Genomic DNA, 25,303 nt, shown 5'->3' with positions numbered 1-25,303 from the left:
AGTGGCCGTGGCCGCCTCCAGGAACATCCCAGGGGACGAGACCATTGTCTGCCTTACCCGTTACGGAAACGTCATGGCCAGCCGTGGCTCGGTGATCCCCTTGTTCGTGAAGCAAATTGAGGATAAGCAGCCCTTGACCGTGACGGACCCAAAAATGACCCGTTTCCTCATGTCCCTGGAAGACGCCGTGGACTTGGTGCTCTTTGCCTTTGAGCACGGCAACCAAGGCGACCTCTTCGTGAACAAGGCCCCGGCCAGTACCATTGGCGATCTGGCCCAAGCGGTAAAGGAGCTCTTTAAGGCGGACAACGAGATCAAGGTGATCGGCACCCGCCACGGAGAGAAGCTCTATGAAACCCTCTGCACCCGTGAGGAGATGCAGAAAGCCGAGGATATGGGCGAATTTTACCGCATCCCGGCAGACAACCGCGACCTGAACTACAGCCGCTATTTCTCCGAGGGCGAAACCGACATGAGCCAGATAGAGGACTACCACTCCCACAACACGGAACAGCTCACCGACCAAGGCCTGAAGGACACCCTCTTGAGCCTGGATTACATAAAGAACCTGTTGTAAATGGCCTTACCCACCCTACTGCCTGGAGGAAGCCACCAAGACAAACGGGGGGCACTGTCCTTTTTCAACACGTTGGATCTGGGCCCCATACGGCGCATGTACCAAATTGTCCCGGCCCACCCCACGCTCATCCGGGCGTGGCAGGGGCACCGGAGGGAACAAAAATGGTTCTACTGCCCGCAGGGCGGCTTTGTGATCCATACGGTGGCCCTTACGGCCCCGCAAGGCGCCTCTGCCCAGCGTTGGGAGCTGCACGCGGACCAGCCCCAAGTGCTGCATGTGCCGGGAGGGAATGCCACCGGGATACAGGCCACCCTGCCAGACGCCAAATTACTGGTGTTTAGCGATATGGACACGGAACAATCCCAGCAGGACGACGTACGCTTTCCGGTAGATCACTGGGAAGGCCACTGGAAAACCTTTTGAACGGATGACCACGAACCCATGCCCCTATAAATGGCCGGGCCACCATGCCCCGCTTCCGTTTTGATCGCAGCCCAAGCTTTTATACCCTGACCCCATAACCCAAAACTTACATTGCCATGATCGTTTCACTCAAAAAAAAGGAGGCCGTTGGAAAAGGCCGTTTAAAAAAAGAAAAGGCCCCCGAAAGGGGGGGCCATCGCAGGACAACCACCAGGAACACCTGCACCGATCCGCGCTGCGGCAGTCTTTCCGTGTTTATCTGCCGGGCCAATAGGTGCGGTGGGCACTAAAAAAAAGGAACGGAATAGGCTGCCAGAAACGGACCATATGGTTAATTTAGGCCCAAATTTTAGGCAGGAAACCCGCCCGAAAGAAACCACGGCCGGGCAGTGAGAGCCAAGAACAAGGTGTTGGCTTGGCCCACGGGGCAAATGGGGTCGCCCTAGGGTCTAGGTACCGCCCCTTAAGGACCAGGATGGCCCCACACAATGGGACCGTGTGTTGGAGAAGCGCCGGACCCCAGGTTGAAGCGGAAAGACGCCCAACCCATAATAAACGGAACGACCCCATTGGGAGTTCCCCAAAACAAAAAATATGAAGAAAAAAATAGGCATTACCGGAGAAGCGGGCTTTGTGGGCTACCACCTTTCCCAAACCCTGGCGCTACGGGAAGAAATGGAATTGGTGCCCTTTAAGCGCTCTTATTTTGAGGATGCCACGGCCATGGACACCTTTGTGCAAGCCTGTGACGTGGTGGTACACTTGGCCGCAATGAACCGGCACCCAGACCCCCAGGTAATCTACGACACCAACGTGGCCTTGGTCACCGGGCTCGTCAACGCCTGTGAACGTACCGGGGCCACGCCCCACATCCTTTACTCCTCCTCCTCCCAGGAAACCAAGGACAACCTGTACGGAAAATCCAAAAAAGAGGGAAAGGTACGCTTGGCGGCCTGGGCGGAAGCCACGGGAGGACGCTTTACCTCCCTGACCATTCCCAATGTCTTTGGCCCTTTTGGCAAGCCCAACTACAATTCCGTAGTGGCCACGTTTTGCCATAAGGTGGCGCACAATGAAACGCCAACGATCATCAATGACAGTGAGGTTGGGCTCATCTACATCAACGATCTGGTGGCCCATTTTGTGGCGGTGATCACCGGGGAGGCCACACCAAAAGCCCTGGGCGAGCACAGCTTTGAATTGGAGATTGCCCCGGACCACCACGTTACCGTTTCCCGTATTCTAGCCCTCTTGCAAGGCTACAAGGAGCATTATATGGGGCAAGGGGTGTTCCCCAACCTGCAACATGCCTTTGAGAAGGCCTTGTTCAACACCTTCCGGTGCTATGTGCCCACAGCGCACTACCCCGTAAAGTTTACCAAGCACACCGACCCCAGGGGCAGCTTTGTGGAAATTGCGCGCACGGAGACCCCGGGCCAGTTTTCCTTTTCCACCACGGTGCCAGGCATTACCCGCGGCAACCATTTCCATACCCGCAAGGCAGAGCGCTTTGCCGTGATCAGTGGCAAGGCCCTGATCCAACTGCGAAAAATAGGGACGGACAAGGTCATTGACTACCATCTGGACGGCAACGAGCCGGCTTATGTGGACATGCCCATTTGGCATACCCACAACATCAAGAACATTGGCAACGAAGAACTCATTACCCTGTTCTGGATCAATGAGCCCTATGACCCCACCGATGCCGATACGTATTTTGAGGACGTGTGAACGGGTTTCCCCCGGAACCCAAAAAAACAGACTGTTAACCATAGATAACATACACAAATGAAAAAACTAAAAGTACTGACCGTGGTGGGCACCCGCCCCGAGATCATCCGTCTGGCCTGTGTCCTGAACGCCTTGGATGCCAACGAGGCCATTGAGCACACCTTGGTGCACACCGGGCAGAACTATGATTATGAACTGAACGGCATTTTTTTTGAAGACCTGGGCATTCGCAAGCCGGACATCTTCTTGAATGCCGCCGGAAAGAACGCCACCGAGACCGTGGGCAACATCTTGATCAAAATAGACCCGGTGCTGGAAGATCTGGCCCCCGATGCCTTTTTGGTTCTGGGAGACACCAACTCCTGCCTGTGCGCCATCCCCGCCAAAAAGCGCAAGATCCCGGTGTTCCACATGGAGGCCGGCAACCGTTGCTTTGACCAAAGGGTGCCCGAGGAAACCAACCGAAAGATCGTGGACCATGTGGCGGACATCAATCTAACCTACAGTGACATTGCCCGGGAGTATTTGCTGCGGGAGGGCCTCTCGCCGGACAGGGTCATTAAAACGGGCAGCCCCATGTACGAGGTGCTGCACAAGTTCAAGGCCAAGATCGAAGCCTCGGACGTGTTGAAAAAACTAAACCTGGAAGCGGGCAAGTTCTTTGTGGTGTCCTCGCACCGGGAAGAGAACATCAGCAATCCCAAAAATTTTGAGGGACTCATTGCTTCCCTGAACCAAATTGCGGAAAAGTACGACTATCCCGTGATCGTGTCCACCCACCCACGCACGCGCAACATGCTCGATGCCAAGAACATAAAGGCCCATAAGAACGTTCAGTTTTTAAAGCCCTTGGGCTTTTCTGACTACAACGCCCTACAGTACCACTCCTTTGCCGTATTGTCCGATAGCGGTACCATTTCAGAAGAATCCAGCATCCTGAACTTCAGGGCACTGAACATACGGGAGGCCCACGAAAGACCCGAGGCCATGGAAGAGGCCTCCGTGATGATGGTGGGGCTGAGCCCCGAACGCATTATGCAGGCCTTGGTGGCCTTGGAGGTTCAGGAAAGAAACCCCAACCGAAACTTTAGGCAGGTCTCGGATTATTCCATGCCCAACGTGAGCGGGAAAGTAGTCCGGATCATCATTTCTTACGTAGATTACATCAACCGAGTGGTCTGGTCTAAATAAATACAGTAGATGAACATAGTTTTTTTGGCATTGAGCTATCCCGATGTATCCAAAGGGGGAAATCTTTACACCGACTTATTGGATGCACTCTTGCAAGAAGGACACTCCGTTTTTGTGGTGGCCCCGGCAGAGGATGAGATATCGGCGCCGGAATTGCGGGATGAACGGGGTGCCCAAGTGCTCAGGGTGCCCACACTGAAACTATTTGGAGGCGGGTTGATCGAGAAAGGACTTTCCAATGTACTGCTGCCCAAGCAATATAAAAGAGCCATCAAGGCGGCGAAGATAGACATGGCCTTTGACCTCATTATCATGCCCACCCCGCCCATTACCTTGATCAATGTGGCCCAATGGATCAAGAAAAGATCCAAGGCAAAGCTCTATCTTATCTTGAGGGATATTTTTCCACAAAATGCGGTGGACCTCAAGATGATGTCCCCTCATGGCCCCCTGTACCATTATTTTAGGAAACTGGAAAGGAAATTATACCGGAATGCCGATGCCATGGGCTGCATGTCCCAAGAGAACATAAACTATGTGCTGCGCCACAATCCCTCCGTACCCAAGGAAAAATTGCACCTTTTGCCCAATTGGGAGAAATTTAAAATACAGCTGGAAGATGCGGAAAAAAAGGAGTTTCTTGTAAAGAAATACGGCCTGGAGAACAAATTCATTGCCATCTATGGGGGCAATATGGGAAAACCCCAACAACTGGAAAATGTACTCCAATTGGCCAAGGAGGTGCAAGATGTTCCCGAAATTGTTTTCCTGTTCATTGGCTGGGGCACCGAAAAGGCAAAACTACAGCAAATGGCCCTTACCCTGCAGCTTAACAATGTAAGGTTCCTGGAAAATTTGCCCAGGCCGGATTACAACACCTTACTACAATGTGCGGACGTTGGCCTCATCTCGCTGCACAAAGACTTTACCATTCCAAATTACCCTTCCAAGGTCAATGCCTATTACAAGTTGAAACTCCCGGTATTGGCCACAGTTGACGTAAACACGGATTTTGGCAGGGACCTCGAGGCAATTGGCGCCGGGCTCTCTTCGGCAGCCGGGGACATCCCGAGCCTAAAAAGCAATTTGCTTACCCTGTACCGAGATGCCGACCTCCGCAAAAAAATGGGGAAAAAAGGGCATCTACATTTCAAGAACAGGCTTACCCCCGAGCTGGCCGCGCGTACCATTGCGGAACAGGCCCTGATTTCGGTGCATGAGCGCCCCTAAAAACGCCCAAGGCCAACCCGCTCCTTCCCTTATGTTTATTTTGGATGTATGTGGTACACACCCATCTAAAAGGGGGGTGGCATAACGTTACGTTTCCGTGAAAGGGCCATCGGGAAGTCCGTTTAAACGGAACCCATTGTTCTTCTTCTGCCCTAAACGGCATTACTACGCTCGGAGGCGCAACACTTTTCCGGACTTGGCCATGGAAAGCGCAGTGCACTCACCGTTAATGGATACGGCCTGAACCGAACAGCTGGCCTCAGCTTACTTTCAATAGACCACCTGCTCTACCACTGGATGGGTTTTTGCAGGGGAAAGATCACCTGAACTGGACCAATTATGGCATTTGAACTTTCCGTTGTCGTACAGCAGATTCTGAATGTCACCATCACTGTCCAAGTAGAATATGTTTTCTTTTCCGTTAATGAACATCGCAGTGGGTGGCCCTGCGGCCAAGGGGGCAAAGGCCAACTGGGTCCATCTATTGGCCAGTTTGGTCCAACTGTCTTTTCTGAACCTCCCATTCTCATGGATATAATGTTCAATTTCCCCGTCCGTTCCCTTGAAAAACACGTGTTCTTGCTCATTTACACGCATGGTGGCCACCTTATCCTTGGCTTGGGGCCCACCGGTCTCCTTGGTCCAATTGGCGATCTTACCTTGCTCCATATCTATTACGGTGACCTCATCATTGACATCGCGGAACAGTAATTTTATGCCCGCCTTGGTGGCGAGTATGGCGGGCGACTGTTGGGCCTTGGGGGCCTTATACGTCATGGTGATGTTTTTGGAGCGGTAAGCCCCATCATCCCCATTTTTAAGTTCATGAACATCATTGTTGGCGTCCAAGAGGTAAACAAGGGCAACGCCGTCCTTAATGATGGACGAGATCTCGGTTTTTCCGTTAAGATCGAGCCCCAAATGCGCCAAAGATGATGTGTTGTACGAGTCCTGTGCCACCTGTACCGCCACCAGCTCCCCTTTCGCGCTCAGATAGAAAAGATGGGGTTCCCGACCATCATGGGCCACGGCAATGTTACCGTTTACTTTTGGGGCACTGGACAGGTTGGAAATGTTCCTGACCTGAAAGCCACTGGAAGAGAGGGCCACTTGCACAATGTCCTCGTTCACATCTATGTAATACACCCGTTCTTCCTGGCCCTGGACCTCTTTTTGGCCACAGCCGGAAAAACCCATAATGATACTTATGGCCATTACGGCAATCCATCCCATTCTTTTCATTTTATGCTATTTTATCGGTTTTATTTAAAAAATCTGCAAGTCTCAGGGCAAGCGCCACAATGGTAAGCGTTGGGTTGGCGACCCCGGAAGTACTGAACACCCCGGATCCGGCAATGTACAAGTTGGACACTCCGTGCACTTGGCAATTTTTATCCACCACGCCCTCTTTTGGAGAGGTGCTCATTCTGGTGACCCCCATATGGTGCCATCCGCCAGCCAAATATTCGGGCCATTCAATGTGCTCCGCCAGCAACCAATCGGCCATCTTGATCCTACCCAAACCTACCCTGCCCAGTTCGGAACCCATGATTAAATTGGACTTTAAAATGGATAGCTTATCGCTTTCCAACAACTGCCAATTGAGCTGGGTATGGGGTATGCCCAAGGCGTCTTTTGTACGGGACAAAACCACCCGGCTATCTGGATTGGGAGCTTGCTCGCTTCGGGTATTGAACACATACCTAACGGTGTCCAGCTTATCGCTTTCACTATGGGTCTCCACTTTTTTCATTTGTGCCCACTTACCCAATAAGCGATCCACATTCTCATCCCCAAAGATGCTCTTTAGTTTGTCCACCTTCTCTTTTCTACCGTCCAAACCTTCCCACATATTGAGCAGTTTTTCTGAATCCTCGCTTTGGTTCACGGTTACGCTGCCCTCTGCCGCACTCATGATCCTCACGGAGTAGTTCTGCAGCTGTTGTTCTTGTTGGATGCGCTCCGAGGTAACCAGCATGCCAAAGGCCGTTGAGTTCATGGAGTGGTCAAAGTAAAGATCGGTGCCATACCGTGCCAAAAGCACCAATTCTGCACTATCCACATGCGGATGTTCCATAAAATACCTACCCACCCGGTCGTTCTCATTGCCCACTCCGGTGTTCACCACATCATTGGAGTTTAACAGGTGCCTAACATTCTGCAAGGCACCACAGGCCATAATGAACCTGCCCGCCCTTACCTGATGTTCCTTTCCACTGAGCGTGGCAATGGTAATGTCCTTGATTTCCGACCCATATTCGTTCAGGTTTAACCGAACAAGGTTGGCATTGGTGAGCAAACGCACATTGGCCGAATCCACGATGGCGGCACGATATTTTGGTCCAAACCTGGTGGGGGCACTTTTTTGCCACATCTTTGTCTGCACCACCGCTGTGTTGAGCGGCAATTGGGGCCGCTCCAGTTTGTCTGCCCAGTAGGTTGCGTCATACTCATACTCCTGCAAATCACAGATGGATTGTGCTTTTTCATAATAGGGATGCAAATCTGCCAGTGTTATGGGCCAGCCACTGTTGGGCACTCAGGGCCGTTCTTTAAAATCCTGCTCGTCCAGAATGGAGCACTGCCCCGTCCAGTGATTGGTGGTGCCCCCAAAAAAACGGAGCCTGCTGGACGCCAAGGGAAAATAGGGCTGCCCCACATTTTCACCTTTGTTCATTTCCTGTACCTCCGCATCATACTCAAAGGTGCCGCTCTCCAGCAATAAGACCTTATGCCCCAAACGATCCAGCTCCAAGGCCAAGGTGATGCCGGCGGCCCCGGCACCTATGATGCAGATGTCACTTTCAATGATTTCATTTCTTGCAATGGATTCCAGTGGTTGGTGCATGGTGCTACGCTTCTAATTGGTTCAACAATAAAAATACCGCTTCAGATTTTGCCAGCACCCAACCGTTGCAGATCACCGTATTCTGGTTTTCAAAGTCGGCTCTGATGCGCTCCTCAAGGTCTGCTTCCATATCTTCCGGAAAATCCATGTTCCGATCAAAGGTGTCTGCCAAATAATTGACAATGGCATTCAGGTCATTTTGAGGCAAAAATTCCTGCAGCAAAGGATAGGTGCCTTGGCCCCCGGAATTGCAGGAACCAAACAATGGAAGGCCAGCAAGAAATATCAGGGGTATGGCGGAACTGGTTCCTTGTATGAATTGTCTTCTTTTCATGTCTGTTGGTTGTTGGCGGTGCGGTCATAGCGGCAACATCGCCTTAATATAATGGTATTGAACGTTTTTATTTTTCGTTTATTTCAATTACGTGCCAATCCATTGGCCATGCATTGGCTATTAACATTACCGGCAAAGATTGGGAAATCCCGGCAAAACAAAAACCTAAACGGGACAAAACTGAACATCCCTTGAACACCCTTGGCTTGGATCTGTAAAAATCCAGGTTTCAAAAAAGCACTCCCCGCTGGCCCAAACCGGCAGGTTTCAGGGGCACTGTGCCCAACAATTGAACGCCGGCGCATTGTAAACGCCCTTTTGCCCCAACCTTGGCTGGGCTCTCTTAACCATCTGCACCCCAACCGAACAAACGTGGGGCAAGGTAACCGCTTACCCTATAGACTGATGTCCTGTTTTAGAAAACGTCTTTTTAGGTAGCCCATACCCTTAATGTGCCAGGCAAAACCGTTGACGGGCCAACTGAGCCAATAGAGCTTTTTTCTGTAAAGCAAGGGCTTTACCTTTACAATGTAGCGAAACATCTGGCTGGGGCGCAAAAACAGATTCTTTAAAATCATCTTTTTGTTACTTCCCAATTCGGCCATATCATAGGTGATCCCCACCTTATTGTTGCCTATATTTTGATAAAAACCTCTGGCAATGGCGTTGACAAAGCGCATTTTGGGGCGGCTGGCCACCAAATCCAGTTCTATCTTCAAGTTCACCAGTGACCGGGTGACCATCCCATCATCATAACATACGGTAAAGAGTGCTTGCAACAGATCGCCGTAGCGGCCAAACATATAGTCTTGCAAGGGACCAATGATCTCATCAAAAATTGATTTCTCCTCCTTTTTGTGATATTCTATGCAATGCCCGTCCGTTTCCTTATAGCCCAAGGTACTCCCGTGCGGTGCCGCCAACAATTGCTCGTAGAGCTGTCTATTGGCCATAAGGATGTGGTCCGTATCCTTTATGTAAGGGTACACACTGAAGAGCAAGCCAAAGCGTTTGGTATGTTCGGTAATGTTGTAAATTTCCTGCAAGCCCAGATAGTACCCGGTAACGGGTATCCTTTCTTCCATATATTGGTAAAGGCACTCCTGCATGGTACCCCCCCAGCCCACATCCACAAGGTGCATGCCCGTATCACCAAAATCTGCCCCAAAGGATTTCAGGTATCTTTCAAAATACATTTTTTGCCCTTGCCTATTGTCTTCGTACAATGCCACGAACAAGGGTTCCTGTATTAATTTCAAGTACACCTGGGTCTCAAAAAAATCGGGTATGACCTCATCCAGGTCATGTTGCAATGCCTTGCCCAAGGCCTCCATATCCTTGGTTGTAATTAGAAATGACTTCAAAAACTGCCTTAGGCTCAAATCATCGTATTTTCCTTTAAGGTACTTAAAGTCTTCCTCCAAGAGGGGCTTAAAGGAGATCTGCATGGCGCCCTGTCTGGAAATCTTGAGGTAGTGGGTCTTTATCTTGGTGCTGCCATCAATGCCAATGTGCTCTTGGTAAGCATCAAAAAGCTTCTTTAAAAACAAGCCTTCGCGCGCCAAAAAAAACAAGTCTTGCACATTGTTTTTCTTGGCCATGGCATAGAGGCGCTCCACACAGGCATGAAAGAGGAGCAGGTACTCCGCATAAGGGTGTTCTTTGCTCTTCAGCATTTTTCGTGCCGCTTTCACAACCCCTTTGTACTCTTTTTCATCGTTGCCAAAAAGACGTAGTTTCTGGAGCGCCTTATGCTTTGTACGCTTAAAAAAATAGGCCTGGATACCGTGGCGCTGGGCATGGGCCACATCCACCACTTTGTTGTCCCCTATCATGAACACCTCCTGGGGAGACACCTTTAGCGTTTGCAGCAATTGTTGGTACAAGAGGCCCTTGTTCTCTTTACTGGCCATTCTGGAAGCGGACACAAAAACATCATCATAAACATCCAAAATGCCGTGGTGTTCCATAATACGCCTTATCAAGGCCTCATCCAGATGAAAGTCAGAAACACAATAAATGGAATACCCCCTGGCCTTGAGCTCCCTTAAGGCCTCCACGGCTTCAAGATTCAAATATTGTACGCTGGTCTCTGCTCTATAGTCGGCCGTTCTAAAGGCCTGTATGAATCTTTTGGAATCCAGTGTCCTTGACAAATGGCATGAACTGATCAGGCGCTGGTGCACTTCTGCGATGAGCCTGTCATAGGGGACCTCGGATTCCTTGAGCCCGCTCTTCTGGGCCAAATGGCTCAGGGAGGCCCTGCGTATGGCAAAGAGGTCAGGTACCCCCAAAGGCAGCCCAAACTCCACGATCATCAACTTGGCCCATATCTTAAAAACCTGCATGGGGTGCACATTGCGGTGCACCACCGTGTCATAGAAATCGCAAAAAATAAATTTAACCTTGGGTGTGTCCACGATCTTGGACAGTAGTGCTTTGCTCATTGGGTCAAGTTATTACAGAAGGGGGAACTGTTAATAAACTCAGATTGAATACTATTGGTCGTTTCCGGAAAAGAGCGTCATAGTGGTGCTGTCTCCACTGTTTACACCCTCACTCTTAAACACTTTTACAATGGTCTTAAAAAAAATCCTAGCGTCCAAGAGAAAAGAGAGATGGTCCACATAATAGACATCCAACCTAAACTTTTCCTGCCAACTTAGGGCGTTGCGCCCATTGACCTGGGCCCAACCCGTGATCCCGGGCCTAACCTCATGACGTCTAGACTGTTCTTTGGAATATAAGGGCAAATAGGATACCAAAAGCGGTCTTGGACCTATTAGACTCATATCCCCCTTTAAAACGCTGATGAGCTGGGGTATTTCATCCAAGGAATATTTTCTCACAAAAGCCCCTATCGGTGTCATCCTTTCAAAATCGGGCAAAAGATGTCCATCTTTGTCCTTGGCATCTGTCATTGTCTTGAACTTAATGATCTTGAAAATCTTTCCATGACGCCCTGGGCGTTCTTGGAAGAAGAATGGTTTGCCCCCATTGGCCACGGCCAAAAGCACTGTTAGGACCAAAAACAAGGGCAGCAATAGCAGTGCCCCGAAAAGAACCAATGCAATATCTAAAAATCGCTTAAAAAACTGTCTGTACATATAACCTATATCCTAACCAAAGTGGGTGCTTGCATTTCCAAAACGAACCAAGGAAATCCAAATTAAAAACTAAGATAGATTTTTTAAAGAACCCGATCCCAACTAATCGGTGAAATTCCTTATTAATGGAGGTAAGGCATTTTATGGCCAAGGCCCTTTGTCAAAGGCCAACTGCCCCTGTCCCTTGGAACAAAGCCACCCACCAAAAAAGGGAACGGAACGGGAGCCCTGGGCATTGGTCCCGACCCCTGCACGCGGCATGCAAGGTGCAACGGTACGAGCAGATGGTGTTAACCTATTTGTGCCCTTGGGCCTTGCACAAAAAATTTAGGTGGGCGCAAACCCCATATCTTGGCACAACACCCAATTTCGCATATATTTACGCCGTTTTACGGACCGTTCCACAGATGTAAAGGGCAACTTTTTTCACGATTGTTCGTTCTACCCATTATGATAACCAAAAAGCTTTAAACAACAAAGATGAACATACTCATATCCTCAGCAGGTCGGAGGGTCTCCTTGGTCAGGGCATTTCAAAAGGAACTCAACAACCTTGACCCCTCCTTTAAGGTACTGGCCTCGGATGCCGACCCCCAATTATCCGCTGCCTGCCATGTGGCGGATGATTGCATTGGGCTTCCCTTGGTTACCGCATCCGACTATATGGATGTCCTGATCAGAAAATGCAAAAAAAAGGGCATTAAGATCGTTGTACCCACCATAGATACCGAGCTTAGCCTACTTGCCTTGAACAGGGGGCGTTTCAAGGATGCCGGAATAGAATTGGTGATCAGCGACCAAGCACTCATAGACCAATGCAGGGACAAACGAAGAATCCATTCTTTTTTTAAAAGTCATCATGTTGATGTTGCAAAAGAATACACCAAGGACAACTACCAATTGCCCATGTTTCTAAAGCCCTATGATGGCAGTAGAAGCGTGGACACCTTCTTGATAAAAAAGGAAGAGGATTTAAATGAATATCACCGCAATCACGAGCGGCTGATGTTCTTGGAATATATAGACCACAACCTATATGACGAGTTTACCTGTGACCTATATTACGATAGACAGCACCATTTACGCTGTGCCGTGCCCAGAAAAAGAATCGAAGTCCGGGATGGCGAAGTAAACAAAGGGGTTACGGAAAACGGGTATTTGGTGGCCTACCTCAGGGACAGAATGGCCAAAGTGGAAGGTGCTATGGGGTGCCTAACCGCACAGTTTTTTAAGCACAAAGAAGAGAATATTGTTTACGGAATAGAAATAAACCCGCGTTTTGGCGGCGGTTTTCCCTTGACCTACCTGGCCGGGGCCAATTTTCCCAAATGGATCATTGATGAATATTTATTGAATAAAAATGTGCCCGATGCATTTGATTGCTGGGAAGACAACCTGATGATGTTGCGGTACGATGACGAAATCTTGGTGCATGGAAGTAAAGGTTGATGAACAGACCGTTGTGGTGTTTGATTTGGACGACACGCTTTACAATGAGCTGGACTTCCTGAAATCGGCCTATTTTGAGATGGCATCATCGCTGCAAAAAGACAAACCCTTGCTCCTTTACGCAGAGATGTTTTCCCGCTACCGTGACGGGCAAAATGTGTTTGCCTCACTAGCAGAAAAATACCATAGGCCCATAGCCTACTTTGTGGAGCGTTACCGCGCCCACGTGCCCAATATAAAACCTTTTGACGGTGTGGTGCCCTTATTTCGGGACATAAGGGAAAAACGGGGCAAAATAGCCGTGGTAACCGACGGCAGAAGCAGCACCCAACGCAACAAGCTCAAAGCGCTGGGCATTGAACCTTTCATTGATGCCCTTGTCGTTTCCGAAGAAATAGGCAGCGAAAAACCGAGCAAGGCCAATTTCATGAAGATCGAGGAGCTGTTGCCCGGAACCAGCTACCTATACGTTGCGGACAATTTCAAAAAAGATTTTTTAGCGCCAAAAGCGATGGGGTGGAAAACCATTGGGGTATTGGACAACGGAAAAAACATACATTTCAACATACACCAATACCTCTCCAGAGAATTATATCTACCTTTATATTTGATTAAGGATTTTAATGACCTTTTCATCCGTTGATCTATGAGCTCCCCACTACTATCAGAACTTAAAGAAAAAGAGGAATGGACCGGCTTTCTTGACCAATTTGGCGCAAAAGACGTGTACCATACCTATGACTACCACCATTTGGCCAAAGGAAGTGCCCAACCTGTGCTCTTGGCATTTGAACAGGGCGGCTGCGCCATAGCCTTGCCACTGCTCATTAGACAAATTGAAGGCACCCCGTTCTTTGATGCCACCTCGGTTTACGGTTATGCGGGGCCCTTGTTCCGGCAGACATCGCCCATGGACATCCATACCTTCCAAAAAGAGTTCATACGCTGGTGTGAAGAGCATGACATCGTATCTGTCTTTACGAGAATGAACCCCTACATCCCCGACCAAAACAAAATTGTTGCGGGCCTTGGAAACATCATCCTCCAGGGCAAGGTGGTAAACATTGACACCACCATACCGGATGAAGACCAATGGACACAATATCAAAGAAGGCTCAAAGGCCAAGTGAACCGGGCAAGAAGGGAGTGCAGCGTAGAAGATGCCACCACAGATGCGGGACTGGACGTGTTCATCTCCATCTACAACGAAAATATGAAACGGGTGGGCGCCCAAGAGAGTTATTTTTTTGACAAGCCCTACTACCAACGGCTCATGAACAGCACCGATTTTAAGTGCACCCTGCTTTTGGCGCGCTGCCGAATGAGCCAGGAGCCCATTGCGGGCAGTATGTTCATAAGCCACCAGGACAAGACCCACTACCACCTCGGGGGAACAAGAACCGAATTTTTACCGCTCATGCCATCGAAACTGTTGATAGATGAGATGCGAAGACGTGCCAAGGAAAGCGGGCAACGCTACTTTAATTTGGGCGGTGGCCTCTCCGGACGTCATGATAGCCTGTTCACTTTTAAAGCATCTTTCTCCAATGACCACAAGGATTTCTACCTATGGAACCTTATTGTGAACCAGGAAATCTACGACAAACTATCCGTTGGAATCGACAAAACAGCCCCCTTACCTTATTTTCCGCTATACAGAAGTAATGCAAGACTTACAAGTAAGAGACAACCCCTTTAAATCGGCCACCTTTCAGCGACTTTGGTGCAAGCATTTTGCAAAAAGCCCAACCCATAAAGATGCTGTGACCCTTTGTGGGGTGCCCTTCATAAAGAAAAACCGCCTGCCCATCTATGAAAATGTGGGCAGAACGCAAACCAAGGGCATGGATTTTGAGACCTTGGGAACGGATGATGGCCACCTGGGCCACAGTGCCTTTTTACTTTATGACGTCCCGGGGTATTTCAAGGCACCGGCACATCTGTTGGAGAACCAAATAGGACATTATAAGGTAAAACAGTATCCGGGCTATCTCATTGAGCTTGATTCCTATCAGGATTTGGACAAATTCATGCTCCGGTTCAGCAAGAGAACAAGGTACAAGCTCAGGAAGTGCCACAAACGTCTAAATCTGGCCTTTGACATTGAGCACCACGTTTACTTTGGCGAAATGGACCCGGAAACCCATAACGCCATGTTCAAATCCTTTAAGGGCCTGCTGGAAAAACGCTTCTGTGAAAAGAATGAGCACAACAACAACCTGGAAGACCAGGAATGGAACTTTTTCAAAGATGTTTCCTTGCCGCTAATACGGGAAAAGAAAGCAGCCCTGTCCGTTCTGAGCAATTCAGGACAGCCCATAGCCATTACCCTAAATTTTTGTGGAGATGGGATCCTCTATGATGCCATCACTGTTTTTGATATTGATTATCAGAAGTTTAGCCTAGGTTATGTAAACAACATGTACATTGTTGATTGGTGCCTGAAATCGAACTTTAAAATATTGGATTTTTCCAAAGGCTTTTTTGAGTACAAGGAACAATGGGCATCCTTAAAATACGACTTCTTCCACTATGTCTTTTACAATAGGAAAAGCACCTTGTCCAAAAGTACGGCCTACGCCCTAAAATGCTTTTATGCGGCCAAGCAATGGCTTCGTGACCACAATGTGCACAGGCAATTGAACAAGATAAGATATAGGTTCAAAAAAATGGACAAGGGCGCCAGGGTATCCGTTCACGAATATGAACTGGTACCACTGGAAAGTACTGAAATTCCCGCCAGCTGGGAGCCCATACCCGATCATGCACGTGACTATGGACATTTAAAGGGCACGCTTTTCTCATTTCTTTATCTGAACGAGGTCCATGTTTCTGCCACCAAACTATACGCAGGTCCAAAAAGCAATGAGTACTACCTAGCCGGCCCCAACCAAGTTTTCCAATTATTGGCACCTGGCCCAAAGGACTAATCCCACCCTGTACATGCTGTTCAACTCTCTGGAATTCTTTCTTTTTTTTCCTGCGGTGTTCCTCCTTTACTGGGCGCTTAACAACACCAGATTGGTGTACCAGAACATTGTCTTGCTGGTCAGCAGCTATGTCTTCTATGGTTGGTGGGACTGGAGATTTCTATTCTTGATCGTGATCAGCACACTTGGGGATTATTACATAGGAAAAGAACTGGGCAAGAAGCATCTCGGCGCGGCCAAACGCAAGTTGTGGCTATATACCAGCCTGGTGCTCAACTTAGGGATTTTGGGGTTCTTCAAGTATTACAATTTTTTTGTGGATTCGTTCATTGCCATGTTCCAGACCATTGGGCTCCCGCTGCAGCACACGTGGACCCTGAACGTGATATTACCGGTGGGCATTTCCTTCTATACCTTCCAAACCCTTTCCTATACCATTGATGTTTACCGAAAAAAGATGGCGCCCACGAAGAGCCTTACCTCCTTTGCGGTTTTTGTGGCCTTTTTCCCCCAGTTGGTTGCCGGCCCCATTGAACGGGCCTCCAACATGCTCTCCCAGATAAATGCAAAACGACAGTTCCGATACGGCCAAGCGGGTTCTGGCATAAAACTTATGCTGTACGGCTTGTTCAAAAAAGTGGCCATTGCCGATTCACTGGCCCCACTTGTGGACGATATTTTCTTGAACTATGGAACCATGCCATCCGGAACCCTGCTTCTGGGCATTTTGTTCTTTAGCCTTCAGATCTATTGCGATTTCAGTGGCTACTCGGATATTGCCATTGGCTGCGCCAAGCTTTTTGGCTTTGAGCTCATGTCCAACTTCAAATTCCCGTATTTCTCCAGAAATGTGGCCGAATTTTGGCGCAGGTGGCATATTTCCCTATCGTCCTGGTTCAAGGATTACCTGTACATACCCTTGGGGGGCTCCACGGGGAAAACAACCGTTACATTACGGAACATCTTCATTGTTTTTCTGGTCAGTGGCCTCTGGCACGGGGCAAACTGGACTTTTGTGATATGGGGCGGTATTCACGCCATGCTCTTTCTGCCCCTGTACCTTACCAAGACCAATAGAAAGTACATTGATACCGGCCGCAGTGCTAAAAACCACTACAATTTAGCGGATATGGGCCGGGCCGGCGTCACCTTTTTTATGGTTTCCCTGGCATGGATCTTCTTTAGGGCACCCGATGTGGAAACGGCATGGAACTATTTTCTGCATATTTTTACGCAGCATGGCACAGGGCTTTACCAGCACCCCTTAGGGTACCGCATGGTGGATTATTATGTTCTGATCATTGTTTTCTTCATCTATGAGATGCTTGTGAGCAAGGATGAAAGAGACCCTATTCCGTTTAAATCGGCCATGGTGAGGGCCCTGGTATATATCCTTCTTTGCTTTGGCCTGTTATTGTTTTATGATGGCGGGGCAAACCGTTCTTTTCTCTATTTTCAATTCTAAGCTATGACAAGATTCCTTTTTAGATTGTTTCTTTATGGTCTTCTTATAGCCTTGTCATTGGAACTTCTGGTCAGGGCCTTTCACCTATACACCAATGACCCGCCGCGCTTCATTGATGAAAAAGGTGTGGAAAAGCGCGTGCCCGGCCATACCGGCTTTTCCGTTACCGGAAATAGAAGACAAAACTTCTCAAGGTTTAGCATAAACCAGGCAGGCTTCAATTCTTACCGGGAGTTTACTCCCTCCATGACCAAGTATGACATTGCCCTTATAGGCGATTCTTTCATAGAGGGGTTTCACGTGGATTACGATGAATCCACCGGGAAAAAAATAGAACGGGAAATGGCAGATACCGTGGCCGTTTTTGAGTATGGGTATGCCGGCTATGATATGGCCAACCAACTACATCTGGTCCACGCCTATCGTGAAACGTTCCAGCAGATGGACGCCATTGTTGTCTATACGGATTTTACCACGGACCTTGACCGAGGGGCCTACGAGCCCAATACGGGCAGAATTGCCCTGCTCTCTTCCACAAAATTCAAAATACGAGACAATATCAAATTACTGTCCTATGTCTCCAAAATTGGACTTTTGGACCGTATCCTTGGCATTGGACCTCAAGGCCAGGACATGATGACGGAAGGGGAAAAAAAAGAAACGGATGCGGTGCGCCTTAAAAATCTCAAGGCATTATTGGAGAGCTATCCGTTAGACCCGGCTAAAACCTATTTCCTGTGCGACAAAAGGACCACCAACAGAGCAACAATGTCTTTTTTGGAATCGAGAGGCTTCACCATTATGGACTTTGGCGTGCCCTTCTCCAAAAGTGAATTGCCCACAACCCTGATCTATGACCAGCACTGGAACCACCACGGCCGGCAACTGATTGCCGAACTCATAGCGAAGAACCTAAACCAGTAGCTTAGGAAATGGAGACCCCATCCTTGGTCAGAACATAGTTGCCAATGCAAAGTGCATCAAGGCCGGTGGAGTAAAAACAGCGCAAGGCCTGCACCGGTGATTCCACCACCGGCTCCCCCTGGATATTGAAACTCGTGTTCAACACCACGGGCACGCCCGTAAGACCGCCCAACTTTGAAATGAGTTCATGGTACCTGGGGTTTAATTCCTTTCTTACCGTCTGTAATCTGGCACTGCCATCCACATGGGTTATGGCAGGTACTTCATTTTGTTTGTCTGGAAGCACATTGCATACCTTTAACATAAAAGGGGCCTCTACCTCCAGATCAAAATAATCCTTGTAAGACTCCACGGTGGCAGATGGGGCAAAAGGTCTGTACGCCTCACGAAACTTCACTTCTGCATTGATTTTGTCCTTCATATTGGGGAAAGCCGGGTTGGCCAGGATGCTCCTGTTGCCAAGTGCCCTGGGGCCTATCTCCATTTTTCCCTGAAACCAGCCGATGATGCGCCCCTCTTTTAGAAGCTTTGCGGCAGTACCACATATATCCTCCACATAGGTTGCCCTTAGCTTTGCCCCTTTAATGGCCTGTAAGATCTCCTCATTTCCATACTCCGTTCCCAGGTAGGGATCGTCATGCTGGTACACCCTGGGGTTTTTGAGCATGCCATTGTACAAATAATAGGCAGCGCCAATGGCGGTGCCGTTATCACCGGCCGCAGGCATGACATAAACGTCCTTGAACGGACTTTCCCTAACGATGCGCCCGTTCATGACACTGTTAAGGGATACCCCACCGGCTATGACCAAATACTCCGCACCGGTTCTGCGGTGCAGGATATCGCAAATTTCCAAGACCCTATCTTCCAAAACACGCTGAAAGGCAGCGGCCACATCCATGTGGTGCGACTCAAAATCATCACCAGGGGCCCGGGGGGCACCAAAGACCTCGACAAATTTGGGGGAATAGGTATTGCGAATTAAATGTTGGTAATTAAAATAGTCCAGGTCAACTTTTACGTCGCCACTTTCGGTGACCTTGATCAATTTACTTACCTCCTTCTTAAACCTCTCTGGATTGCCCATCGGGGCAAGGCCCATGGTCTTGCCTTCATCATAGTTTGGTTTAAAACCACAAAATTGGGTGGCGGTCTCATAAAAAGAGCCAAAGGAATTTGGGAAGTAAACTTCCTTGAATTTCTCAATCTCAATTCCGTTACCGGAACCTAGCCAGGTAGTGGCCCACTCCCCTGACCCATCTATTCCCAACAGGGCCGCCTTTTCATACGGAGAAACAAAGAAAGAGCCCGCAACGTGGGTTAGATGATGGTTTATAAAGTGTACTTTGGGGCCGTTTGCCTTCTTCCAAAAACGTTTGTACCACATCCAGAAACGCCGTTGTTTGGCGTATGCGTTCACCACGTGGTGTCCTGAGTAGGCGAGCCATGATTTTGGTTTGTTCCAGAGGTGGCCCACCTTCTTGCCCCAATCTGCCGTGGGATTTATGGAAACCGCGATATGGTTGATCTGATGACGTTCCAATCCCGCAATTTCCAAACAGCGCTCTATGGCCATTTGTGGGAACTGCGAGGTATGCTTGTCCCTGTTCAAACGCTCTTCTTCCAAAGCCACAACGAGCTTCCCATCCACTACCAAACACGCGGATGAATCATGGAAGTAATAATTTAATCCCAATATGACCATAATGCCCACTTATAACAGTCTGTACCCATTTATCGCGCTAAAGATAAGGTTATTTAAAAGTCCAAAGCCCTCCCGGGTCTCCTTTTTAATGCCAAGATTTATCTTCATCATAAAACCAATACGGAGGGCTATGGGAGCGCCACGGGGATATAATCCCCAAACCAAATGGTATGGCCTAATGGCGATCGTAACCTCACTCACGGCTATCACTGTTCACCAAACAATGCTATACTAAAGGTGGACCTCCTGTTAACCCCATGCTTTGTCTCTGAACAGGGCACCCCATCGGCGCATTCGTTCTTAAGCTGGCGCTCTCCCTTGGCCTCGCCCAAAATGCGGTCGCCGGACAGGTTTTTGGACTTCAGGTAATCCAGGGTCCGCTCCAGGCGCCTCTCGGACAACCAAAGATTGTACGCATCGCTTCCCCTGGAATCGGTGTGTGCGGTGACCTTCACCCTAATGTCCGGGTTTTCCTGGAGCAGCACCGCAATTTCGTCCAAAATGGACTTATAGGTAGCGGTAAGGTAGGATGAATTGAACTTGAATTGCACATCGCCCAGATCGTCCATTGCGGTTTGGAGTTCTTTGAACCTTTGTGCCAGGGCATCTTTCCTGGCCTGCTCGGCCGCCGCCAAGGCCGCTGCTTCCTCTTGTTCCTTCTTTAGGCGCTCTGCCAATAGGGCCTCTTCCCTGAGCCTGTTGGCTTCGTTAATGGAATCCTGTTGCCGTTGGCGTTCCTGCTCCAGGGCGGCCAATAGCGCTTTCTTCTCCTCTCCCCTTTTGGAAAGGCCTTTTTCAATGCCAAACTGATAGACCACCCCAGCGGCATGCTGCACGTGGTTGGTGGCTCCGTTGGACTGGCTCATGGCCCATTTCCCCGTGGAGTTGAAATCCAGCCCCCAACGATCGGAAAACCAGGTGCGGAAACCCACCACGGCATTGTAGGTGCCGCGCCCCAGGTTGTTGGCCTCCGTGTATCCGGCGCCCACGCCCACATAGGGATCGAACCATCCGGTTTGGCCCACGATCTTGTTGAGATCGTACGTAATACGGGCATCAATGCCAAAATAATCTATGTCCTGCGGGTTTACCAGCCCATCAATGATCTTGCCTTCTTGGTACTGGTTGTAGGTACCCACGGCCTCCAGTCCCAATCCGCTCTTAAAATAGCGCCCTATGCTGAGGCGTGATGGAAAGGGCACCATGTTCCATTCATTTCCCACATTGAAAAGACCGTCCAGCACATTGCCGGAATCGTCCACCGCATTCAGTCCCAGCCCTAAGATCCAAGAGCTTTGCACAATGCTGTCCTTGGCGGTGAGCTGCAGTTCCTCCTCCGTTAGCTGGGCCATTGAGGTATGGCCAACGAACAGGCATAAAAATAGGGATAACATCCAATTAGAAGTCTTCATAACACATCATTTGGGGTTTAAGGGGTAAAGATACTTTTGGCGCACAAAGCTATCAAAAAAGTCCTACAATCAACCGGTTTATTCGTTCGTTGGCACTCCAAATGCCGGTGCTCGACAAAACCGTACCGTTAAACTCCTTTACCTTGTTGGCGGAACACGCCACTTGGTGCCCGCAGAGCGAGGACATGCAACTGCCAAGTGGCGGAATGTAGGGTGAAAAAGATAGGTCGGGATGATGATGGGGTCGCCCGGGCCCGGGTGGTCCTTACGGGTTCACGGCCGGCACCACCCCCTGGGCCAGCATAACATCCGCAGGGCGATCGGGCTAGCCATGCTGCTGTATGGCACTGATAATGGCCTGTTTCTGGAGCACCCCGCTCTGGCGCCATAACTGCTTCCCTTTCTTAAAGAGGAGCATGGTGGGCACACCGCGCACTTGGTAGGCGCTGGCAAGGCGCTGGTTTTTGTCCACATTGATCTTTACGATCTTCACGGCATCGCCCATGGTTTCCTTTACCTGTTCCAAAATGGGGGCCAGGGTCTTGCAGGGTCCGCACCAATCGGCATAAAAATCGACCAGCACGGGTACCTCGGCATCTATGATGTCCTTAAAACTACTTTTCATCGCTGTTGCATTGTTTTCGCAAATTTAGTTCAATACCGGGAAAAGGGAACTGACCAATATCATGGTTTTTGTTTTCCTTGAGGGGTAATTTTGATGCCAAACCCCTTTGGTATGAAAAAAATTCTAGTGCCCACCGATTTTTCCGAGAACGCCCTCAATGCCCTGATCTATGCGGCCCATTTGTGCGAACTGCAAAAATGTGAGTTCCAGATCATGCACGCCTATGCGGATGAGGTGTACCGCAAAGAGGCCCTGCAAGCCAACCAGGACCTGGAGGCGATCAAAGCAGGGGAACGCGAGGCCGTGGACCGTAATTTTGAAGCACTGAGGAAAAAGTTGCACCAAAGATCGCCAAAATTGGGGCACCGCTTCACCTTTGTGCCCGTTTATGCCTCCCTGGTGGATGGGGTGAACGACTGGGTGACCCAGGAAGACGTGGACCTTATTGTCATGGGCACTCGGGGCGCCGCCAACAACAGGGGCCATACCTTTGGCAGCAATACCCTGCAAGTGCTAAAGTACGCGCACTGCCCCGTACTGGCCGTTCCGGAAGGTTACAACCACAAAACCATTGAAAGGATGTTGTTCCCCACCAATTATCTGGTGCCCTATAAAATGCGCGAGCTGCAGCTCCTGGGCCAGATCACCAGCACCTCCATTGCCAAGATCCACGTGCTCTACATTGATCCCATTGCCAAACTAAGTGCCCGCCAGAGCGAGAACAAAAAGCTGTTGGAAAAATACCTGGCCGCATCGCAGATCAGCTTTGGCACCACAGAAGAGAAAGACAAGACCCTGGCCATTACCAAACATGTGGTGCACCACAAGACCGATCTACTGGTCATTGTAAACTCACGCCACAGCTATATGGAAGATATGCTGCAGCAGAGCACCATTGACCAATTGGGCCTGCACATTAAAATACCCTTTTTGGTATTGCAGAACATTATGCGCTGACCAAAACAGGGACAATAAACCGTGATAACACTTCATTCGCCACACCAGTAAAACCATGTTCCCATGAAAAAAGTGATCTTGCCCACCGACTTTTCGGACAATGCCTTCAACGCCATTACCTATGCGGTTAAGCTTTACGAAAAAGTGCCCACTACCTTTTATCTACTGAACACCTACACCCCCGTGGTGTACCAACCGGAGTATCTCATGGACAGTCCGGGAGCCATTGGGATGGGCGATTTCTACCAAGAACATTCCCTATCCCAATTGGCTTCGCTCAAAACAAAACTGGAGCACCTTTTCCCAAATGCACACCATCAATTTGTACCCCACTCCGCCTTCAATATCTTGGTCGTTGAAATCCATTCTATGGTACAAAACCATGGGGCAGACCTTGTGGTGATGGGCACCCAGGGGGCCACCGGGGCAAAAGAGGTCCTTTTGGGCAGCCATACCGTGCAGGCCATTAAAAAGGCACAATGCCCCATTTTGGCCATACCTGCCGGATTTGAATATGAAGTGCCCAAAGAGATCATGTTTCCCACGGACTATGAATTGGACTACCGGGAAACACAACTGAAAGAGTTGCTGGACATTGCCAGAAACCACATAAGCAGTGTGGAGGTCCTGCATGCGGGCACCGGACGGCCCCTAACGGACCAACAGCTGCAACATAAGGAGAAATTGAGCACGCTGTTGCAGGGCATTGCCCACCTTCACCATCTGCTCCCCAACCAAAATGTGATCGCGGCCATTAACAGCTTCCAACAAAAGAAAAGGATGAACCTCTTGGCCATGGTGCAGAACAAACACACTTTTTTTGAGCGGCTCTTCTTGGAACCGGTCATACAAAAATTGGGCTTCCGGGCCACCATCCCCTTTTTGGTGCTGCCCCATTTGGCACCTTGAGACCCCGAAAAAAGGCCGAACGCGAACTGCGCACGAAACCTAGGGAAAGCCCAACACCCATGGCGCCCAACTGATGAGGGTCATTTTCCCCACGGCAAGCCTTAAGTATATTTGGATGGGGTTTTCCCTAAAGAAAAAAAGAATCAAAAAAAAATATGGAAACAATGGTCTCTTACACCGAATGGCTCCCTGCCGATGAAATGCATGAACAAAGCTTGGCCTGGCGCTCCGAACTGGAATTCTCCAAAGACGAACAGGAGTTCCTTAACATCCTCATTACCGAGAACACCAAGGTACTGCTGGACAACCACAGGTTTAAGGAGGTCCAAGAATTGGTGTCCCGGCTCACCACCTTGGAAACCTCTGGAATGCAGTTGCTGGCCCAACTTCAAAAACACGAAAACAAGTTGGACGTCATGACCAACTCCACCAATGAAAGGGCCTTGGAAAAAGCCTATATCGCCGCCCATAAAGAATTGGGAAAAAGAATGCGGGACCATAGAAAAAACTATGCCCTGATCAAAGAAAGGCTCTTTATGCTGATCCGGGGACTGATGAAGGACAACAAGCGCCTTTTGCCCGGCTAAATGCCCCCCTGGACCACCGCAACAACAATGACCCTAAAACAAAGACGATGAAAAAAACAACCTTCTTGCTCAGTTTTCTGCTACTGGCCTGTTCCGATGCGGAAATGGTGGAGAATTGGAAAAATCCGGACCACGTCATTTTCCATGCCAACAAGGTCCTTTTGGTGGGCATGACCCAAGACACCGCTGCCCGTGAGGCATTCGAAACCAAGTTGAAATCGGCCTTTGATGCGCGCGGGGCGGATGCCATGCGCAGTTTGGATGTCTTTGACGTGTCCTTCACCAATGCCAAAAGAACCGAGAAAGAACTGGACGCCGTGGAGCAAAGCCTCTTGGACAAGGATTTTGATGCCATATTGCTCACCAAGATCACCGGATCGGATAGCAAGAACAGGCTCAGAAAAACCTTTTCGGAACTCAACCTGAACCCCAATGGGTTCAAGGAAGACTACCTGAACGACCAAGAGGTGTTCTACAACGCGGAATACTATGACCAGTACACCGTGTACCACGCAGAGACCTCCCTGTACTGCATCTGTGTGGACAAGGAACGTTCGCTCATTTGGCGGGGCTCCGTGGACATTTACGACCCCAAACAAGTGAGCAAGACCGTGGACGATTATGTGAAGCTCATCGTTATGGCCATGGAAGAACAGGATTTGGTTTTTTACGAGCCCCTTTGAGGTCTGCGAGGCAAGGCTTGGATGATAGGTTGAATTGAAAACCAAGCGCCCGCCCCTTTCCTTGACCCAGGGGAGTTGGTTTTCCACTTCACTGCGGAAAAGCGGAGAGGTTGCTCCGTGGGCTCTTTGGGTTAGGTTGGGATGGATTTCCCAGAGCGGGAAACAGGTCTGGAAAGAACCTTTGGTTATAAATTCACCCTCTTAACCAACCCT

Annotated in this window: 24 protein-coding genes; 15 read left to right on the top strand and 9 right to left on the bottom strand. The window is 49.4% G+C overall.

All coding sequences use genetic code 11. The features are described 5' to 3' along the window. The 5 genes from ACKWCC_RS11735 to ACKWCC_RS11715 form a co-directional block, all read left to right on the top strand. Positions 1 to 577 (top strand): polysaccharide biosynthesis protein (locus ACKWCC_RS11735; protein ID WP_413996131.1); only part of this gene is annotated, 577 nt, incomplete at its 5' end. Continuing rightward, positions 578 to 1,003 (top strand): cupin domain-containing protein, encoded by a 426-nt coding sequence (locus tag ACKWCC_RS11730; RefSeq protein ID WP_413996130.1) that lies wholly within the window; start codon positions 578 to 580, stop codon positions 1,001 to 1,003. Between the two features lie 594 nt (positions 1,004 to 1,597). Continuing rightward, on the top strand, positions 1,598 to 2,734 hold the full coding sequence (locus ACKWCC_RS11725; RefSeq protein ID WP_413996129.1) for a polysaccharide biosynthesis C-terminal domain-containing protein: 1,137 nt from the start codon (positions 1,598 to 1,600) through the stop codon (positions 2,732 to 2,734). Between the two features lie 57 nt (positions 2,735 to 2,791). After that, a complete protein-coding gene (gene wecB, locus ACKWCC_RS11720; RefSeq protein WP_413996128.1) occupies positions 2,792 to 3,925 on the top strand; it encodes a non-hydrolyzing UDP-N-acetylglucosamine 2-epimerase in 1,134 nt (377 codons plus the stop codon). Between the two features lie 9 nt (positions 3,926 to 3,934). Then, positions 3,935 to 5,155: a glycosyltransferase family 4 protein gene (locus tag ACKWCC_RS11715; RefSeq protein ID WP_413996127.1), complete on the top strand. Its 1,221-nt coding sequence runs from the start codon at positions 3,935 to 3,937 to the stop codon at positions 5,153 to 5,155. 270 nt (positions 5,156 to 5,425) lie between these two features. On the opposite strand, the gene ACKWCC_RS11710 is transcribed toward ACKWCC_RS11715, so the two are convergent. The 6 genes from ACKWCC_RS11710 to ACKWCC_RS11685 form a co-directional block, all read right to left on the bottom strand. Next, on the bottom strand, positions 5,426 to 6,397 hold the full coding sequence (locus ACKWCC_RS11710) for a hypothetical protein (protein WP_413996126.1): 972 nt from the start codon (positions 6,395 to 6,397) through the stop codon (positions 5,426 to 5,428). Position 6,398: 1 nt separating this feature from the next. Continuing rightward, positions 6,399 to 7,658, bottom strand: coding sequence for a GMC family oxidoreductase (locus tag ACKWCC_RS11705; protein ID WP_413996125.1), 1,260 nt, complete (start codon positions 7,656 to 7,658; stop codon positions 6,399 to 6,401). Between the two features lie 36 nt (positions 7,659 to 7,694). Next, on the bottom strand, positions 7,695 to 8,003 hold the full coding sequence (locus ACKWCC_RS11700; RefSeq protein ID WP_413996124.1) for an FAD-dependent oxidoreductase: 309 nt from the start codon (positions 8,001 to 8,003) through the stop codon (positions 7,695 to 7,697). A 4-nt stretch (positions 8,004 to 8,007) separates the two neighbouring features. Next, positions 8,008 to 8,337: a hypothetical protein gene (locus tag ACKWCC_RS11695; RefSeq protein WP_413996123.1), complete on the bottom strand. Its 330-nt coding sequence runs from the start codon at positions 8,335 to 8,337 to the stop codon at positions 8,008 to 8,010. A 395-nt stretch (positions 8,338 to 8,732) separates the two neighbouring features. Next, positions 8,733 to 10,784 (bottom strand): HAD family hydrolase, encoded by a 2,052-nt coding sequence (locus ACKWCC_RS11690; RefSeq protein ID WP_413996122.1) that lies wholly within the window; start codon positions 10,782 to 10,784, stop codon positions 8,733 to 8,735. A gap of 51 nt (positions 10,785 to 10,835) precedes the next feature. Then, entirely contained in the window at positions 10,836 to 11,444 is a 609-nt protein-coding gene (locus ACKWCC_RS11685) for a sugar transferase (protein WP_413996121.1), read from the bottom strand. Positions 11,445 to 11,924: 480 nt separating this feature from the next. Between ACKWCC_RS11685 and ACKWCC_RS11680 the strand changes: the two genes are divergently transcribed. Genes ACKWCC_RS11680 through ACKWCC_RS11655 form a run of 6 tightly spaced genes read left to right on the top strand, consistent with a single transcriptional unit; the run spans position 11,925 to position 18,212 of the window. Continuing rightward, complete coding sequence (locus ACKWCC_RS11680; protein WP_413996120.1) at positions 11,925 to 12,893, top strand: ATP-grasp domain-containing protein; 969 nt, start codon at positions 11,925 to 11,927, stop codon at positions 12,891 to 12,893. Next, the gene (locus ACKWCC_RS11675) at positions 12,877 to 13,536 is read left to right on the top strand and encodes an HAD family hydrolase (protein WP_413996119.1); all 660 of its coding nucleotides are present in this window, start codon (positions 12,877 to 12,879) and stop codon (positions 13,534 to 13,536) included. Before ACKWCC_RS11680 ends, ACKWCC_RS11675 begins: the two co-directional genes overlap by 17 nt. Before the next feature lie 3 nt (positions 13,537 to 13,539). Continuing rightward, the gene (locus ACKWCC_RS11670; RefSeq protein ID WP_413996118.1) at positions 13,540 to 14,592 is read left to right on the top strand and encodes a GNAT family N-acetyltransferase; all 1,053 of its coding nucleotides are present in this window, start codon (positions 13,540 to 13,542) and stop codon (positions 14,590 to 14,592) included. Further along, positions 14,558 to 15,823: a GNAT family N-acetyltransferase gene (locus ACKWCC_RS11665; RefSeq protein WP_413996117.1), complete on the top strand. Its 1,266-nt coding sequence runs from the start codon at positions 14,558 to 14,560 to the stop codon at positions 15,821 to 15,823. Before ACKWCC_RS11670 ends, ACKWCC_RS11665 begins: the two co-directional genes overlap by 35 nt. A 13-nt stretch (positions 15,824 to 15,836) precedes the next feature. Beyond that, the gene (locus tag ACKWCC_RS11660) at positions 15,837 to 17,288 is read left to right on the top strand and encodes an MBOAT family O-acyltransferase (protein WP_413996116.1); all 1,452 of its coding nucleotides are present in this window, start codon (positions 15,837 to 15,839) and stop codon (positions 17,286 to 17,288) included. Positions 17,289 to 17,291: 3 nt separating this feature from the next. Then, on the top strand, positions 17,292 to 18,212 hold the full coding sequence (locus tag ACKWCC_RS11655) for a hypothetical protein (RefSeq protein ID WP_413996115.1): 921 nt from the start codon (positions 17,292 to 17,294) through the stop codon (positions 18,210 to 18,212). 1 nt (position 18,213) lies between these two features. Here ACKWCC_RS11655 and ACKWCC_RS11650 read toward each other — a convergent pair whose 3' ends face one another. From ACKWCC_RS11650 to trxA, 3 genes are all read right to left on the bottom strand, one after another. Beyond that, on the bottom strand, positions 18,214 to 19,917 hold the full coding sequence (locus ACKWCC_RS11650; protein WP_413996114.1) for a carbamoyltransferase family protein: 1,704 nt from the start codon (positions 19,915 to 19,917) through the stop codon (positions 18,214 to 18,216). A 206-nt stretch (positions 19,918 to 20,123) separates the two neighbouring features. Then, positions 20,124 to 21,329 (bottom strand): OmpA family protein, encoded by a 1,206-nt coding sequence (locus ACKWCC_RS11645; protein ID WP_413996113.1) that lies wholly within the window; start codon positions 21,327 to 21,329, stop codon positions 20,124 to 20,126. Between the two features lie 325 nt (positions 21,330 to 21,654). Next, the gene (gene trxA, locus ACKWCC_RS11640; RefSeq protein ID WP_413996112.1) at positions 21,655 to 21,954 is read right to left on the bottom strand and encodes a thioredoxin; all 300 of its coding nucleotides are present in this window, start codon (positions 21,952 to 21,954) and stop codon (positions 21,655 to 21,657) included. Between the two features lie 111 nt (positions 21,955 to 22,065). Between trxA and ACKWCC_RS11635 the strand changes: the two genes are divergently transcribed. The 4 genes from ACKWCC_RS11635 to ACKWCC_RS11620 all read left to right on the top strand — a co-directional run bounded on the left by ACKWCC_RS11635 (position 22,066) and on the right by ACKWCC_RS11620 (position 25,090). Beyond that, on the top strand, positions 22,066 to 22,911 hold the full coding sequence (locus tag ACKWCC_RS11635; RefSeq protein ID WP_413996111.1) for a universal stress protein: 846 nt from the start codon (positions 22,066 to 22,068) through the stop codon (positions 22,909 to 22,911). A 63-nt stretch (positions 22,912 to 22,974) separates the two neighbouring features. Then, positions 22,975 to 23,820, top strand: coding sequence for a universal stress protein (locus ACKWCC_RS11630; protein WP_413996110.1), 846 nt, complete (start codon positions 22,975 to 22,977; stop codon positions 23,818 to 23,820). A gap of 155 nt (positions 23,821 to 23,975) precedes the next feature. Beyond that, complete coding sequence (locus ACKWCC_RS11625; protein ID WP_413996109.1) at positions 23,976 to 24,407, top strand: hypothetical protein; 432 nt, start codon at positions 23,976 to 23,978, stop codon at positions 24,405 to 24,407. 47 nt (positions 24,408 to 24,454) lie between these two features. Beyond that, positions 24,455 to 25,090, top strand: a complete 636-nt coding sequence (locus tag ACKWCC_RS11620) for a hypothetical protein (RefSeq protein WP_413996108.1) — start codon at positions 24,455 to 24,457, stop codon at positions 25,088 to 25,090. The last annotated feature ends 213 nt before the right edge of the window (positions 25,091 to 25,303 follow it).

The sequence above is a fragment of the Maribacter aquimarinus genome, from assembly GCF_047345505.1.
Taxonomy (GTDB): Bacteria; Bacteroidota; Bacteroidia; order Flavobacteriales; family Flavobacteriaceae; genus Maribacter.
This window is presented reverse-complemented; position numbering and strand designations above follow the sequence as displayed.